The following is a 16,094-nucleotide window of genomic DNA, read 5'->3' as shown; positions in this document are numbered from 1 at the left end:
ACCGAGCGATAGCGAGAGCATGGGCGGTAACGTCAGCCTGGGCCGTCGCTCGCGGCCGCGAGCAGCGGCACCAGGATGTCGCTGATCGGCGTCGGAACGCCATGAACCCGGCCGCGACGCGCGATGATGCCGTTGCGGATATCCCATTCCAGTGGCCGGCCTGCTTCCCGGTCAGTGAGGATGGAGGTGCCCATGTCGGCAGGGGCCAACTGGAATTTGCCTAGGATCTCTTGCGATACTTCCTCGCCGAGTTCAATGCCCTCTGCGCGTGCCACGGCCAGGCATTCGCGCAAATAGGTCAACGCCAGCCCGGCAATGTCGGCGCGGCTGAACATGCCCGAGCGACGATGCGTGAGCGCCATGAGGCCCGCCACCGCGTTCTGCAACAGCTTGCGCCAGGCGAGCGCGCTGAAGTTTTCCGCCAAGTCCACGGCGCACCGCGTGCCTTGCAGTGCCCGCGCCACGACACGCGCGGCAGCCGTGTCTGGCAGAGTCAGGCGTGCCTCGCCGCGCAGGCGGACCGAGCCATCGGATTGCGCTTGGGCCGGAAACCACACGACAGCGGGAACGATGTGCCCGCTTGGCACGTGTGAGCGAACCTTCTCCACCTGTTCGATCCCGTTCTGCAAGACGCACACCACGGTTTGCGGCCCGACCAGCGCGGCGAGCCAGTCTGCGGCCGCCTCGATCTGCGTGGCCTTGACTGCCAGAAACACAAGATCAGCCGGGCGAGTGATCTGCTTCGGACTCGTGCGAACCGGGCCGGGGACGCTGATGGAGCGGCCGTCTTCCAGCAGCGTCAGGTGATCGCGGGGAGTCCGTCCACACAGCAAGGGCGTGCAGTCGATCTCATGCAGCATCGCCGCGACCGTGGTGCCGATCGCACCGGGCCCCACGATGGCGACAGCAGTGTTGATTTCAGTGTTCATGAAAGCGGATTCCTTTAACGCCATCTGTGCATGGGGCCGTTGTGCCCCTCATGCGGTGCATGTAATATATTACCTATGAATAGAGATAATGGTAATTCTATTACGGAAGGCGAGCGCCGATTGCAGCAATGGATCGGCAGCATTCAAGCGCGAAGCGGCGACCTCGCCGCGAGCGAGGCGAAGGTTGTCGATCTGCTGCTCACCGATCCTTTGTTTGTTGGCGTCAGCACGACCGCTCAGGTTGCCGCCCAGGCCGGCGTTTCGCCGCCAACGGTGATCCGCGCGGCGCGTGCGCTTGGGTTCAGCGGCTTTGCCGAGCTGAAGATCGAGATAGCCCGTGCCCGCGGCACAGCCCGGTTCTTCGCTCCGCCCGAAGTGCTCAGCGCGGATGCGACGTCGGGCTCCGTGCTGGAAACCTCCATCCGTGCCGGCGCCGACGCACTCACTGCGCTGGGCGGGGCCATCGAACTCCCTGCGCTGGATAAGGCCGTGGGTTTGATCCAGCGCGCGCGGCAGGTCTTTGCGTTCGGTGCCGGCCCTTCCTCGACGGTGGCCGCCGATGCTGTTTTCCGTCTGCGCGCGGTCGGCGTGATGACGGTAGGCATCACCGATCACTTGTCGGCCATGATTGCGGCGCGGCTCCTGGGCGCCGAGGACGTCGTCATCGCCGTCAGTTCGACTGGCCGCACGTCATCCACGCTTGCCGTTGCCGATGCGGCGTCATCGGCCGGCGCCTCGCTGATTGCCATCACCAACCAGTACGACACGCCTTTGGCAGCCCTCGCGGACGTCGCGCTTGTCGTCGGCGGCGCGCCGCTACCGGCACAGATGGCCGCTGCGGCAAGCCGGTTGGCCCAACTCGTCGTGCTTGACGCGCTGGTCGCCACCCTCGCGCTGCGCGATCCAGATCGCAGCCGCCTGGCCGAGCGGGCAGGCATTGATCTGCCTGACATTTCCTGATGCCCTGATGCAGCCCGACACCATTGCCATGGTTCTTGCCGCAGCGGTAGCGCATGCGGTGTGGAACCTGGCGTCGAAGTACAAACAGGGGAACACCTTGCTGTTCGTCTGGGCGTACAGCTTCGCGTCGACACTGTTGTGGATCCCTATCGCGGTCGGTCTCATGGCGCACGGGCTGCGGACGATGGATGGGCAGCTCGCGATGGCCGCGGCTGTTTCGGCGGCATTGCACATCGCGTACTCGCTGACCTTGCAGGCCGGCTACGATCGCGCCGATCTTGGGGTGGTTTATCCGATCGCGCGTGGCACGGGGCCGGTGCTGACGATGCTGTTCGCGATTCTCGTTCTGGGCGAGCGGCTGAACGTCGTCGCGGTGTTCGGCGCGCTCCTGGTCGTTTCAGGCGTGCTTGTCGTCACTGGCAACCCATTCCGCAGCGGCAGTCCCCGTCCACTCCAGGGGATGCTCTGGGGGGCCGCCACGGGTGCCACCATCGCCAGCTACACCCTCTGGGACAGCTACGCGGTCACGTCACTGCATGTCGCGCCAGTGAGCTACTACGCGGGAACGCTTCTGCTGCAAAGCCTGGCTCTGACACCGGGCGCGCTGCGGCATCGGCGGCACATGCCCGCGGCACTTCGTGCCAATGCCGCGCCTATTCTCATTGTGGCTGTCTTCTCCCCACTGGCCTACATCCTGGTGCTGAACGCCATGCAGGCGGCTCCCATTGCGCTCGTCGCCCCCTTGCGCGAGTCGTCCATCATCGTCGGTTCCCTCTTCGCGTATCTGATCTTTCGTGAGGGCCATCTCGCGCGCCGCGTCGTGGGTGCGGGCATCGTGCTGATCGGAATCGTGGCGATCAGTCTGTAATGCCTGTTGTTCATCAGTTGATGATGAACGGAATACAGGCTTGCCGTTGAATGCTTCATTCGCTATTCGGAAGAGCCTATGATTGCATGAAGGTAAATCATAGGGCCAGCCATGTCGCGTCCTGATCTCAATCTCCTGCTGGCGCTGGATGCGCTGCTCGACGAGGGCAGCGTCATCGGTGCCGCGCGCCGCATGCATCTGAGCGCGCCAGCGATGAGCCGCACCTTGGGCCGTATCCGTGAGGCGTTGGGCGACCCGGTGTTCGTCCAGGTCGGCCGCAAGCTCATACCCACGCCCAAGGCTCTGGCAATGCGTGAGCAGGTGCGGCTGGCGGTCGAACAGGCCTCGCAGGTGTTCGCTGCCGATGCCGAGATCGACCTGAAATCGCTGGATCGGCGTTTCAGCGTCCGCGCCACCGATGAGTTCGTGAGCATCCATCTGGGTCATCTCCTGGATGCAATGGCACGGGACATGCCGCGGGCGATGCTGCGCTTTTCGCCAGAGGAGGACGATGTGGACGAGGAGGCGCTGCGCAGCGGCCGCATCGACCTGTTCATCAGCGCCTCGCGCAAGCTCGGACCGGAAATTCGGGTTCAAGCCCTGTTCACCACGACGTTCGTGGGCGTCGCGCGCGTCAATCATCCCATCTTCGACGAAGAAATCACGCCCGAGCGCCTCACGCGCTGGGAGCACATCAACGTGTCGCGGCGTGGCAAGGCCGCCGGGCCGGTCGATGCCGCACTGGAGGCGCAGGGGCTGCGCCGACACGTCGCCCTGGTGCTGCCCAATCCGTACACGGCGCTGTTCGCATTGCAAGATTCGGATCTGCTGTTGCCGTTGCCCCGGCATCTGGCCAGTACCGCGCTGTCGGCGGGCTTGCGTATTCGCGTGTTCGACCTGCCGACACCGCTGGAAACGGTGCTGCTGACCCAGGCCTGGCACCCGCGCCTTGAAGGCGATCCGGCCCATCAATGGCTGCGGCAGACCATCCATACGCTTTGCAACGAGGACCACGCGCAGGCCGCCAAGCGCGTCAAGCCCTGACCAAGCGCCGCGCTATGCGTGCGTTTTGAGCAATCATCCGAGTGCAATAAATTCACTTTTAGCAATGCTCAGCCTTGCCTACAGTGACGCGTATTGATCACTGTGGAAGGGTTGCATCGTGCATTCGGCTAACGTGCCTGACGCGGATTCAGGCGCCTCTTTACGCCGCTCTCGGCTTCGGGAGGGCTTGACGCATGGCCTGCCTTATCTCGATCTGACCACCCCGCGGGCGACCTATGTGATGCGTTCGCTCCTGGCCGCCTGCCTGGCCTTGGTGGTGGCCTATCTGCTGGAACTGCACGCGCCCTACGCGGCGGCTTCCAGCGTGCTGCTGGTCATCAACCCCGTCCAGGGAGGCGTGATGGGCAGGGGGGTGTGGCGCGTACTGGGCACGCTGATCGGCATGCTGGCGGCCTTCGTGCTGATGAGCGCCTTCGGCCAGATGCCCTGGCTGTTCCTGCTCGGTTTCGGCCTGTGGCTGGGGGTGTGCGTGGTGGGCATGACCCTGCTGCGTCATTTCCGGGCCTATGGCGCCGCGCTGGCGGGCTATACCGTGGGCCTGGCGGCCTACGGCGCCATGCAGCACCCGGAGCGCACCTTCGACCAAGTAATGGGACGCGGGGCATCCGTGATGATCGGCGTGGTCTGCCTGGCGCTGGTCTCGGCTCTCTTCAGCAGCCGCAGCGTGCACAGCCGCCTGGCCGCGGCGCTCGACCGTCTTGCGGTCGCCACGGCGGGAGTGCTTGCGACGCATCACCAGGCCATTCAAGGCAGCGACGCCGCAGAGGCCAAGCCCCTCGATGCCGGACGGCGCTCTCTCATCACCGAGGTCTATGGCGTGGACGATCTGCTGGCGCTGGGCAAGGCCGAATCCGCCGACCTGGCCCATCGTGCCGGCACGGTGCGGCAGGTAATGGTGTCGTTGTTTTCCGCTCTTGTGGGAGGTGCGCCGCCCCTGAGCGGGCAAAGCGCCAGTCTCGCTGCACTGAGAGCGTTGCGGCCGGACTGGGAAAGGGCATGGCGGGAGGTGGGCCAGTCGCTGGCGCAGGAGCCTGGCTCGGCCGGAAGAGCGCGTGCCATCCGGCTGTTGACCGACCTGCGCGCCCGGCTGGTGGCCGCGCTCACCGCCACCTCGTTCGACGACGCCTCCGAGCAGGCCACACTAATGATCGCGGGCGATCGCTTGCTCGAGCAACTCGACGATTACCAGCAAGCCCTCGAAGGCAACGAGCGTTTCCACCAACCCAGGCCGACGGCGGCGCGCGTGTCCGTGCCATTCCACCGCGACACGGTGGCAGCCCTTCAGAACGGCGTACGCGCTTTGTTGACCGTGCTGATGGGCGGCGCCTTCTGGATCGCCACCGGCTGGACGGAAGGCAACATGATGCTGGCGGGGTTGGCGGCGGCCTGCGCGCTGCTGTCCACCGCGCCCAATCCCGCGCTGGGTGCGGTCGAATTCATCAAGGGCACGGTGGCCGCCGTGGCGATGGCCTTCCTGTGCACCTTCATCGTGCTGCCTCACATCTCGGGCCTGCCGCTGCTGCTGGTGATCCTGAGCCTGTTCTGGCTGCCCGGTGTGTATGCCACCACGATGCCGCGCCATGCCTTGGCGGGCGTGGCCTACCTGGTGGCGTTCACGACGCTGGCGGCGGCTGACAACCCGATGCGCTACGACTTTGCGCTGTTCCTCAATGGTGCCGTCGCCTGGGTCCTGGCGACGTGTTTCACGCTGCTGGGCTTCAGGATCGTGCTGCCGCGCAACGGGGCTCGCGACGTCACGCGCCTGCGCCAGCGCATCCGCGACGCGGCGCTGGGCGCCTTGGGCGGCGACCCGGCAGACGCGTCGGCCTGGCAATGGCGCCAGCAGCATCGCATCGCGCAACTCGGCGCCTTGCTCAAAACGCAGCCGCAGGCGATGGATCGTGCTATTGCCCGGGCGCTGACCAGCCTGCATCTGGGCCGGGAAGTCCTGCGCCTGCGACGCTGGCTTGGCCAGGCGCCCCAGGACGCCGAGTGGGCGCGCTTGGCGGCACGCGCGCTGCGCCATATGCGCCAGCGGGCCGGTGATCCGCTGCGGGCCGCGCGCCATGCCCGCCGCGCGGCGGCCTCCTTGGCGCGTTTGCCGGCGCGGTCCGGCGCCTCGATGGATGACGCGCGGCGCGTGACAGCCGTGCTGCTCGACATCGCCGCGCTGCTGGAGCGCCATGCAAACGACGCTCAGTCCCCCTCTGGAGGCCAAACCCATGCTCAGTGAATTCTCGTTGGCGGGCATCTACCTGCCGCCCTTCTTTGCCTACGCCTGCCTGGCTCTGCCGATCTATCTGGGCCTTCGGTTCGTGCTGGCGCGCAGCGGGATGCTGCGCTGGGTGTGGCATCCAGGCCTGTTCGAGTTCGCCCTTTCCCTTTGCCTTGTTTCCCTGTTGGTGCTTTATGTCTGAACGTTCATTTCCCGCCCGGGGCCTGCTGCGGGCAGGACTCACTCTCGCAGTGGTCGTTGCCGCGGGGTTCCTGGTCAGCGCGCTGTGGCGTGCCTACGTCGTCGCCCCATGGACCCGCGATGGCCGCGTCAGCGCGCAGATCGTGCGCATCGCTCCCGAAGTGTCAGGCACCGTCGCCGAAGTCTCGGTCGCGGACGACCAATACGTCAATCGGGGTGAGGTGCTCTATCGCATCGACAATGCCAGCTTCACGCTGGAATTGGCCCAGGCCGAGGCGCGGCTGGCAGCGGCCGAGGCATCCCTGCGCCAGAAAACCGAGGAGGCGCGGCGGCGCCGGGGCATGGAAAGCCTGGTGCCTGCCGAGGACATCCAGCGGGCGAATCAGGCCGTTGCCATTGCCCAGGCCGAACTGCGCGGTGCGCGGGTCGCCGTGGACAGGGCGAAGCTGGATCTGGCGCGTACCGAACTGCGTGCGCCGACCGATGGCTACGTCACGCGCCTGCGCTTGAACAAGGGCGACTACGCCGTGGCGGGCCAGCCGAACCTCGCCCTGATCGACGCCCACAGCTTCTGGATCACCGGCTATTTCGAGGAAACCAAGCTGCGCGGCATCCAGCCCGGCGCGGCAGCGCGCATCCGCCTGATGGGCTTCGACCAGGTATTGCCAGGGCGGGTAGCCAGCATCGGGCGTGGCATCGCCGATAGCAACCAGCAGGCCGACGCACAGGGTCTGCCGAGTGTGGAGCCCAGCTTCAGTTGGGTCCGGCTGGCGCAGCGCATTCCCGTGCGCGTCGAGTTCGAGCATGTCCCGCGCGAGGTCGTGCTGGCCGCCGGCATGACCGGCAGCATTGAGGTCACGCCTTCCGCAGGCACGCCGGTCCCGCAGGGCCGGCTGATTTCGCTGCTGCACCGCTGGATGTGAGGACAAAGCCATGCATGCACCCGTCCCTCGCACGCCGCCGCGCCTTCGACAGGCAATGCTGGCCTCGCTGTTGGCGGCCCTGACCGGCTGCACCGCCGTGGGTCCGGACTACCACCCGCCGGTGCTGGACGTGCCCAAGCACTGGATCGAGGCCGACGCCGCCATGTCCGATGGCGACCATGATGGCCTGCGTTCCTGGTGGCGCGCCTTCCAGGATCCCTTGCTCGACCGCCTGGTCGATCAGGCCCTGACACATAACCAGGACCTGGATATTGCCTTGGCGCGCCTGCGTCAGGCCCGCGCCGAACGCGTGCAGATCGCCTCGGCCGCCATGCCTGAAATCTCGGTCGGCGCCGCCGGCGAGGCCGTGCGCGGCAGCAAGGCGCTCGGCGCGCAGCCCGGCGGGCAGGCACGAACCTGGCGCCTGGGATTCGATGCCAGTTGGGAGCTGGACCTATTCGGCGGCACGCGCCGGGCGGTCGAGGCCGCCGATGCCGGCATCCAGGCGCTGGCGGAGGACCATCGCGCGCTGCAAGTGAGCCTGGTGGCCGAACTGGCATCCGATTACGCCGGGCTGCGCGCCGCGCAACTGCGTTTGGCCATCGCGCAGGACAATATCCGCACGTTGGCCGAAGCCGAGCGCTTGGCCGAATGGGCGCACCGCAGCGGCCTGGGCACGCTGGCCGACGTCACCCAGGCCCGCGCCGAGCGCGAAGCGGCCGAGGCGCTACCACCTCTGCTGGATGCGGACATCGCCCGTTTCAGCCATGCCATCGGTGTGCTGACGGGCGGATTTCCCGGCGATTGGCATGCCGACCTCGCAACGCCCGCGCCCGTTTTGCCCATGCCGAAAGACTTGCCGCTGTCACTGCCTTCGGACCTCATTCGCCAACGCCCCGACCTGCGTGCGGACGAACGACGCCTTGCCGCCGCCACCGCGCAGATCGGCGTGGCCGAGGCCGCGCGCTTTCCCTCGTTCCGCATTCCCCTGGGGTTCGGCACCACCGCCAGCGTTATCCACGACCTGTTCTCGGGCGCCAGCCTGGCGTGGTCGGCGGCGATGCAAGGCAGCCAGTCCCTCTTCGACGCCGGCCGCGCGAAGGCAGGCGTGACGGCGGCGCAGGCCAACGCCGACGCCGTGCGGCGCGTCTACGAGCGGGACGTGCGTGCGGCCTTGCGTGACGTGGAAGACGCCTTGACGGCATGGACCAGCGAGCGCCAGCGGCAAGCCGCGTTGCAGAAGGCCGCAGCCGATAGCCAACAGGCCCTGCAACAGGCGACCCGGCTCTATGCGCGTGGGTTAAGCGCCTACCTGCCGGTGCTGCTGGCCCAGCGCAGCCTGAACCAGGCGCGCGAGTCGCTTGCCCTCAGTCAACTGGCGCAGTTGCAAGCAGGCATTGCCTTGTACAAGGCGCTGGGCGCGGGAGGGTAGGGCACGGCATTGCTGCCTCATTCTTGCTGGCCTCACCACAGGCTCTCGCCGCTGGCCTCCAGGTGGGTCAGGTACAGCCGCAGGTCGAATTCATACTGGTGATACTGCGGCTCCATCAAGCGGCACAGGTTGTAGAAGGCCTTGTTGTGGTCCTTCTCCTTCAGGTGCGCCAGTTCGTGCACCGTGATCATCTTCAGGAATTCCTCCGGCACCGTCTTGAACAGCGTGGCCACGCGGATCTCGTGCTTGGCCTTGAGCTTGCCGCCCTGGACCCGCGAGATGAACGTATGCTGGCCCAGGGCGTGCTGGATCACGTGGATCTTGCTGTCGAAGGCGATCTTGCTGAGCGGCGCGCCGTTGCGGATGTAGGTGTTCTTCAGGTCCACCACGTAGTCGTACAGCGCCTTGTCGGTGCGCACGCCATGCGCGCCGGCGGGATAGCGGGCCCGCAACGCCGGCCCGAGCTTGCCCTGGTCGAGCAGCGCGCGAGCCTGTGCCAGCAGCGTTTCCGGATAGCCGGTCAGGTATTTCATCGCGTCAGGAAAGAGGCAGGTGCCGCACACGCAGGCGCGGCCATTTTTCGGTGTAGCGCTTGGCCCGCAGCCGTTGGGTGTAGAGGGCGGGGTCGCGCAGTCCGGGGCTGGGCCGCAGCACCAGGTCGAACAGGTCCTCCAGGCCGTGCGGCGCCAGGATGCGCAGGTGATCGCCGGCGTCCAGCGATACGCCGATACAGGTGGCGGTCTCCGGCCAGGTGGCGATGCCGGCCGCCAGCGACGCCAGCGGGGGCGGCGCAATGCCGCCGTCGCGGCGCCACAGGTGGACCCGCGCCTGGTTCACCACCTCCCAGGGCGCGTCCGGCGCGGCGCCGCGCAGGCGGTGCGCGATAGCGGCCTCTCGCTCCGCCGTCAGATCCGCGGCGTCGAAATAGACGAAGTCCACATCCGCGGGCGCATGACTGTCCGGCGGCAGGTCGTGCAGATGGTTCCAGACCAGCGTGCGGACCACGCCCGCCCCCAGGCACCATTCGGCCAGGCCGCAATCACGCGCGGCGCGCAGCCACCGCATCAGCGGTGCGTGATCGCGGACCAGGGCGCGCAGGCGTTCGGCGTGGGGCGCTTCCAATGGCGAGGCGTGCGGCTCAGGCGCGGCCACGGCCGAACGCCGCGGCCAGCGCCATGACCAGCAGGATCACGAACAGCGCCAGGCTCCACAGCGCATACTCGATGCCCAGCACCGGCACGACCGCGTCCATGCAGGTGGCGTAGATGCCGAACAGCCACGGCACGCTGCCGTCCAGGCCGATGCCGGTCATGAAGCGGTCGGCGAAAGTCTGGTCGCACGACAGCATCTTGGCGGCCACGGTGTACTGGTACCAGGCCGCGGCGATGCCGCTGATCGACAGCAGGGCGGCCAGGGACGCGCAGATGCGCGTCAGCGCGCGGCCGCCGCCGAAACCGCCGATCAGGGCGATGACGCCGATCACCAGGTAGATCAGGCGCTGCATCACGCACCAGGCGCAAGGCGGCATGTCGAAGACGTACTGGGAAATCAGGGCGATGCCGACGGCGCCGAAGCTGAAAAGGGCGATCAGGCGGAGCAGGCGTTCTGAACGAGAAGTCATGGTTGTTGCAAGGTAAGGGGTTCGCGGGGCGGGGCCCCGGGGGATGGCCGGTCCGGCCGCCAGGCGTTAGGCCTTGGGAATCGGAATTGGTTGCATGACCTGCTGCAATACCCCCAGCAGCAGCTCGCGCGAGCCTTCCCAGAAGATCTGCACGCCCAGGCACAGCATGATGAAGGCCGACATGCGCATGAAAACGGCGGTGCCATTATCGCCCAGCCGGTGCAGCATCTGCGCCGCAAAGCGCAGGCAGACGTACAAGGTCAGCGAAACGACCACGATGCCGGGAATCGAACCCCCCAGGCGCAGCAGGCTCAGCACGTGGTTCTGGTCGCGCAGCGACACGCCTACCGTGATGGCCGCGGCGATCGAGCCGGGACCGCAACTGATGGGAAAGGTCAGCGGGTAGAAAGCGCGCGCCTTGGCCATTTCCGGGGTGAAGGATTCGGCCATGCGGGCCACGCGCTCGGTGTCGGCATCGGGGGAATTGACCAGGCGCCAGGCGCTGGCGATGACCAGCATGCCGCCGCCCACCCGCACGATCGACAGCGAAATGCCGAAAAAGCTCAACAGCACGTTGCCGGCGACCATGGCGACGATGAGCATCAGGCCGACGTTGACGGCGACGCGCTTGGCCAGCACCGTGCGGGTGGCGGACGAGGCGCCTTCGGTCAGGGACAGGAAGATGGGCGCGATCGCCGGCGGGTTCAGAAACGGCAGCAGCGTCGCCAGCGCGAAAAAGAAGCTGGTTCCCAGCACCCGCAGGTATTCGTTTAGCTCCATCGCACGGTATCGCCAAGCCGAAAACCGGATTGTATGCGGTCGGCGGCTGTCTGGCGATGGGGCGCCGGTCCGGCTTCAGGCGGCCTGTTGCCGGACCTCGTCGCCGGCCAGCGCATCGAGGATGTCGCGCTCGAACTGCATCTGGCTGCGCGGCCGCGTCAGCGTCGCGCCATCGACGATGAAGACGTCTTCCACGCGGTCGCCCAGCGTCATGATCTTGGCCATCAGCAGGTTCACTTCATGCTGGGCGAAGACCCGCGCCAGGGCGTGCAGCAGGCCGGGGCGGTCGGTCGCGGTGACCGACAGGCGCCACGAGGTGCTGCGCTCGTCCGGCTGCAGCTCGGCCTGCGGCATGATCGGGAACACCCGCGACATGCGCGACTGGCGGCCGCGGCCGTAGTAGCCGCCGCGGGCGGCGGGGGCCTGGGCGGCCGTCTTGGCGTCCTTCAGGCGCTCGGCCAGCTCGTGCTCGACCAGCGTGGCCTGCGCGCGCAGGTCGCTGGCGCCTTCGGGCAGCAGCACGATGAAGCTGTCCAGCGCCCAGCCGTGGCGGGTGGTGTGGATGCGGGCGTCCTGCACCGACAGCGACTTGGCGTCGAAGTAGCCGCAGATGGCCACGAACAGGTCGGGCACGTCGCGCGTGTAGACCATGATCTGCAGGCCTTCGCCCTGTTCGGTGGGGCGGGCGCGCACCACCGCGTGGGCCGGCGCCACCTGGTGGTACAGGTGGCGCGTATGCCAGGCGATATCGGAGGCGTCGTGGCGCAGGAAGTAGGCCACGTCGAGCTGGCTCCAGAACGCTTCGCGCGCGTCGTCGCGCAGGCCCGCCAGGCGGGTCAGGCGCGCGGCCTCCTCGCGGCGTTCGGTCAGGACGGTGTGGGCGTCGGCATGGGCGCCGCCCAGCGCGGCCAGGGTCAGCTTGTACAGGTCCTCGAGCAGCTTGCCCTTCCAGGCGTTCCAGACCTTGGGACTGGTGCCGCGGATATCGGCCACTGTCAGCAGGTATAGCGCGGTCAGGTGGCGTTCGTCCTTGACCGTGGCGGCGAAGTCCTGGATCACGGCGGGATCGGACAGGTCGCGCTTTTGCGCCACGGCCGACATCAGCAGGTGCTGGCGCACCAGGAATTCAACCAGCTTGGCGTCTTCCGGCTCCATGCCATGGTCGTGGGCGAACTTGCGCACCTCGCGCGCGCCCAGCTCGGAGTGGTCGCCGCCGCGGCCCTTGGCGATGTCATGGAACAGCGCCGCGACGTACAGCAGCCAATGGCGGTCCAGGCCGGCGATCAGTTGGCTGGCCAGCGGATATTCCTGGGCGTGCTCGGGCATGGTGAAGCGGCGCAGGTTGCGCACCACCGCCAGCGTGTGCTGGTCCACCGTGTAGGCGTGGAACAGGTCGTGCTGCATCTGGCCGACGATGCGGCGGAATACCGGCAGGTAACGCGGCAGGATGTTCAGCATGGTCATGCGGCGCAGCTCGTGCACGACGCCGCGCGGCTGCTGCAGGATCTGCAGGAACAGCTTGCGGTTGACCGGGTTGCGGCGGAACTGCGCGTCGATGCGATGGCGCGAGTGCCAGATGGCGCGCAGTGTGCGCGCCGACATGCCGGTCAGCTCGGGATGCTGCTGCATCACCAGGAAGGCGCGCAGCAACAGCGTCGGGTTGCGCTCGAAGCCGTCGTCGCGAATGATGTCGAGGCGGTCGCGCAGGTTGCGGAAATCGTCGTCGATGTCGCGCGCATCGCTGTCGGGGCGCGGGAACAGGCGTTCCTCGATGTTCTGCACCAGGATGCCGTTGAGCTGCGTCACCAGGCGCGCGGCCCAGTAGTAGCGCTGCATCAGCAGTTCGCTGCCGCGCCGGGTGGCCGTGGCGTGGATGCCGTAGACCTCGGCCAGGGCCGGCTGCAGGTCGAACAGCACGCGGTCCTCGCGCCGCTTGGCCAGCAGGTGCAATTCGATGCGCAGGCGCTTGAAAGCCTGTTCCGCCTTGCGCAGGTCGCGCGCCTCGGACGGGGTCAGCAGACCGGCCTGCGCCACCGCGCGCCAGTTCTCGCCGAAGCCGGCCGCGCGCGCCATCCACAGGATCACCTGCAGGTCGCGCAGGCCGCCGGGCGATTCCTTGCAATTGGGTTCGAGCGCATAGGGCGTGTCCTGGTAGCGCGCGTGGCGCTGCTGCATCTCGACGCGCTTGGCGCGAAAGAACGCGCGCGCGTCCAGTCGCGACTGGGTGGCGGCCTCGAACTTTTTCATCAGCGCGCGGCTGCCGGCCAGCCAGCGCGATTCCAGCAGCGCGGTTTCCACCGTGATGTCGGCGTCGGCCTCGCGCTCGCAGTCCTCGATGGTGCGCACGCTGTGGCCGGGCTCCAGGCCCAGGTCCCAGAGCGAGGCGACCAGTTGCTCGATGGCGGATTCGTCGTCGGCGGTGGGGGCGTGCGGCAGCAGGATCAGCAGGTCGACGTCCGAGTGCGGATACAGTTCTCCGCGGCCGTAGCCGCCCACCGCGGCCAGCGTGGCGCCGGCGGGCAGGGGATAGTGCTTGACCAGGTCGCGCAGCGCCGCGTCCACGATGCGGCGCAGTTCGCCCAGCAACGTGTCGGGGCGTTCGTGCTCGCGGAACTGGGCCACCGCGGCGCGCCGGGATTCCTGGATGCGTTCGCGCAGGGTGCTGAGAATGTCGGCGGTCATGGTGGCGGACGGGCCGGGGTCAGACGGCGGGGATGACGATCGGTTCGGTGATGAAGGCAGGCGGCTTGGGCATGCCGGGCGACAGGGTCAGGACCTCGTAGCCGGTGTCGGTGACGCACACAGCATGCTCCCATTGCGCCGACAGGCTGTGGTCGCGCGTCACGACCGTCCAGCCGTCGGACAACTGGCGGATCTCGCGGCGGCCGGCGTTGATCATGGGCTCGATAGTGAACAGCATACCCGTCACCAATTTCACTCCGGTGCCCGGCTTGCCGTAGTGCAGCACTTGCGGGTCTTCGTGAAAGCGCTGGCCGATGCCGTGGCCGCAGAACTCGCGCACCACCGAAAAGCCGTTGGACTCGGCATGCTTCTGGATGGCGTTGCCGATGTCGCCTAATGTGGCCCCGTTTTTGACCTGCTGGATGCCTTTCCACATGCACTCGAAGGTGATGTCGGTCAGGCGGCGCGACAGGATCGACTGCTCGCCCACGGCGTACATGCGGCTGGTGTCGCCGAACCAGCCGTCCTTGATGATGGTGACGTCGATGTTGAGGGAGTCCCCGTTTTTCAAGGCCTTGTCGCCCGGGATGCCGTGGCACACCTGGTGATTGACCGAGGTGCAGATGGCGCCAGGGAAGGGCGGGTAGCCGGGCGGGGCATAGCCCACCGTGGCGGACTTCACCTTGAGTTCGTCGGTCAGGTATTCCAGGCAGAGGCGGTCCAGTTCCCCGGTGGTGACGCCAGGCTTGACGTAGGGGGTGATGAAATCGAGGACTTTGGCGGCGTCCTGGCAGGCCGCGCGCATCTTGGCCAGGTCGGCCGGATTGGTAATGGTGCCCATGGAATGACTGACGAATCTCGCTTGAATGTCTGCTTGAAAGAATAGTAGAATTATAGGCTTCCCTAAAATTTTGGGGAGCAATCTGGGTAGCGGCAAGCGCCGATCCCGGCGGGTGGGGATGGAATCTTCCAGGCCACCCGGTTGGTTGTCTGATTTGGTACGTTGGGCCACACCGCTTCTTGTGAGATCGGTGGCGGGCTTCGGAGTTTCATCGCAAGCGAAGGTTGTGGTGGGGGTTCGGGCCAGTCGCCAGGTTCCGGGAAGCACGGCGGCACAGCGGACGAGAGCAGGCGGCGGGCCGGGGCGGGCGGGGGGCTTGCATCGACACAGGCCGGGGCGCTGAGTGCTCGCAAGCCCGGTCACGTTTTCGAGCAGCGATGCAGGTTCAAGGTGGCTGCCGGCTTAAGTTCTTGGAAGGTTTCCAGTTCCTGGAGGTTTTCCTGAAGAGCCGCCCCCGGCGACTGATGCGCGCAATGGTTGAAAAGCCATGGCGCGAATGAACTGGATTTCGCTGCCAACAAAACAGGTCCGGGTGCGCTGGAAGAAACTGCCAGGAATTTCCTGGCGGGTCGGACGGCGCGATGCGTGCAAGCGGCGCCAGGCGCTTCGTCGTGGCGGCCGTCTGGGTTTATCGCGGCAGCGTGGCAGCAAGGCGCGCAGGGTACATGCCCGGCACGTCGGAGTAGTGCGGCAGTGATCGGCCGGCCCGGTTAAAATTCTGTTCATCCCGCAGGTGCGGGAAATCGCGCGCAACACCACCCAGGGTGTCAGCCACAGGCTGATGCAGGTGCGGCGCAAGAAATCAACCCTTGGAGAAAGTTATGTCTTTGATGCGCGAAATGCTGGAAGCGGGTGTCCACTTCGGTCACCAGACCCGCTACTGGAACCCCAAGATGGCCCCCTTTATCTTCGGCCATCGCAACAAGATTCACATCATCAACCTGGAAAAGACGGTTGATAAGTACCAGGAAGCCACCAAGTTCGTGAAGCAGCTTGCTGCTCGCGGTGGCAACATCCTGTTCGTCGGCACCAAGCGCGCCGCCCGTGAGCTGGTCGCCGCCGAAGCCGCCCGTTGCGGCATGCCCTACGTCGATGCCCGCTGGCTCGGCGGCATGCTGACCAACTTCAAGACGGTCAAGACCTCGGTCAAGCGCCTGAAGGACATGGAAGCCGTGGTCGCCGAAGGCGGCGCCGAGCGCATGATCAAGAAGGAAGGCCTGCTGTTCCAGCGCGAACTGGAAAAGCTGAACAAGTCGATCGGCGGCATCAAGGACATGAACGGCCTGCCCGATGCCATGTTCGTGATCGACGTCGGCTACCACAAGATCGCCATCGCCGAAGCCAAGACCCTGGGCATCCCCGTGGTCGCCGTGGTTGACACCAACCACTCGCCCGACGGCATCGACTACGTGATCCCCGGCAACGACGACTCGGCCAAGGCCATCGCGCTGTACGCCAAGGGCATCGCCGACGCCGTGCTGGAAGGCCGCGAACAGAACCTGAACGGTCTGGTCGAGGAAATCGGCGAAGGCCAGGAAGAGTTCGTCGAAGTGCAGGACAACCAGGCCTAAGCCTGC

Annotated in this window: 15 protein-coding genes; 8 read left to right on the top strand and 7 right to left on the bottom strand. The window is 66.7% G+C overall.

The features are described from left to right. Positions 1–32: 32 nt before the first annotated feature. Positions 33–929: an oxidoreductase gene (locus SB816_RS14610; protein ID WP_410547213.1), complete on the bottom strand. Its 897-nt coding sequence runs from the start codon at positions 927–929 to the stop codon at positions 33–35. 75 nt (positions 930–1,004) lie between these two features. On the opposite strand from SB816_RS14610, the gene SB816_RS14605 reads away from it, so the two are divergent. From SB816_RS14605 to SB816_RS14575, 7 genes are all read left to right on the top strand, one after another. Beyond that, the gene (locus tag SB816_RS14605; RefSeq protein WP_410547212.1) at positions 1,005–1,889 is read left to right on the top strand and encodes a MurR/RpiR family transcriptional regulator; all 885 of its coding nucleotides are present in this window, start codon (positions 1,005–1,007) and stop codon (positions 1,887–1,889) included. Positions 1,890–1,896: 7 nt separating this feature from the next. Next, positions 1,897–2,757 carry a DMT family transporter gene (locus tag SB816_RS14600; RefSeq protein ID WP_175189840.1) on the top strand — a complete coding sequence of 287 codons (861 nt, stop codon included), beginning with the start codon at positions 1,897–1,899 and terminating at the stop codon, positions 2,755–2,757. Between the two features lie 111 nt (positions 2,758–2,868). Then, on the top strand, positions 2,869–3,801 hold the full coding sequence (locus SB816_RS14595; RefSeq protein ID WP_054502824.1) for a LysR family transcriptional regulator: 933 nt from the start codon (positions 2,869–2,871) through the stop codon (positions 3,799–3,801). 241 nt (positions 3,802–4,042) lie between these two features. Beyond that, a complete protein-coding gene (locus tag SB816_RS14590) occupies positions 4,043–6,055 on the top strand; it encodes an FUSC family protein (RefSeq protein WP_410547266.1) in 2,013 nt (670 codons plus the stop codon). Then, positions 6,045–6,239: a DUF1656 domain-containing protein gene (locus tag SB816_RS14585; RefSeq protein ID WP_054502823.1), complete on the top strand. Its 195-nt coding sequence runs from the start codon at positions 6,045–6,047 to the stop codon at positions 6,237–6,239. The genes SB816_RS14590 and SB816_RS14585 overlap by 11 nt, the downstream gene beginning before the upstream one ends. Then, on the top strand, positions 6,232–7,161 hold the full coding sequence (locus SB816_RS14580) for an HlyD family secretion protein (protein ID WP_054502822.1): 930 nt from the start codon (positions 6,232–6,234) through the stop codon (positions 7,159–7,161). The genes SB816_RS14585 and SB816_RS14580 overlap by 8 nt, the downstream gene beginning before the upstream one ends. A 10-nt stretch (positions 7,162–7,171) precedes the next feature. After that, complete coding sequence (locus SB816_RS14575; protein WP_410547211.1) at positions 7,172–8,593, top strand: efflux transporter outer membrane subunit; 1,422 nt, start codon at positions 7,172–7,174, stop codon at positions 8,591–8,593. A 32-nt stretch (positions 8,594–8,625) separates the two neighbouring features. On the opposite strand, the gene SB816_RS14570 is transcribed toward SB816_RS14575, so the two are convergent. From SB816_RS14570 to map, 6 genes are all read right to left on the bottom strand, one after another. Continuing rightward, positions 8,626–9,126, bottom strand: coding sequence for a M48 family metallopeptidase (locus SB816_RS14570; protein WP_054502820.1), 501 nt, complete (start codon positions 9,124–9,126; stop codon positions 8,626–8,628). A gap of 4 nt (positions 9,127–9,130) precedes the next feature. After that, positions 9,131–9,745 carry a nucleotidyltransferase family protein gene (locus SB816_RS14565; RefSeq protein WP_231132846.1) on the bottom strand — a complete coding sequence of 205 codons (615 nt, stop codon included), beginning with the start codon at positions 9,743–9,745 and terminating at the stop codon, positions 9,131–9,133. Continuing rightward, positions 9,732–10,214 (bottom strand): disulfide bond formation protein B, encoded by a 483-nt coding sequence (locus SB816_RS14560; protein WP_054502818.1) that lies wholly within the window; start codon positions 10,212–10,214, stop codon positions 9,732–9,734. Before SB816_RS14560 ends, SB816_RS14565 begins: the two co-directional genes overlap by 14 nt. A 66-nt stretch (positions 10,215–10,280) precedes the next feature. Beyond that, positions 10,281–10,994, bottom strand: a complete 714-nt coding sequence (locus SB816_RS14555; RefSeq protein WP_054431130.1) for a MarC family protein — start codon at positions 10,992–10,994, stop codon at positions 10,281–10,283. 75 nt (positions 10,995–11,069) lie between these two features. Continuing rightward, on the bottom strand, positions 11,070–13,676 hold the full coding sequence (locus SB816_RS14550) for a [protein-PII] uridylyltransferase (RefSeq protein ID WP_054502817.1): 2,607 nt from the start codon (positions 13,674–13,676) through the stop codon (positions 11,070–11,072). Between the two features lie 19 nt (positions 13,677–13,695). After that, on the bottom strand, positions 13,696–14,517 hold the full coding sequence (gene map, locus SB816_RS14545; protein WP_054502816.1) for a type I methionyl aminopeptidase: 822 nt from the start codon (positions 14,515–14,517) through the stop codon (positions 13,696–13,698). Between the two features lie 821 nt (positions 14,518–15,338). Between map and rpsB the strand changes: the two genes are divergently transcribed. Further along, positions 15,339–16,088: a 30S ribosomal protein S2 gene (rpsB, locus tag SB816_RS14540; protein WP_054502815.1), complete on the top strand. Its 750-nt coding sequence runs from the start codon at positions 15,339–15,341 to the stop codon at positions 16,086–16,088. Positions 16,089–16,094 lie beyond the last annotated feature (6 nt).

This window comes from Achromobacter sp. SIMBA_011 (genome assembly GCF_046535435.1).
Taxonomy (GTDB): Bacteria; Pseudomonadota; Gammaproteobacteria; order Burkholderiales; family Burkholderiaceae_B; genus Achromobacter; species Achromobacter dolens.
This window is presented reverse-complemented; position numbering and strand designations above follow the sequence as displayed.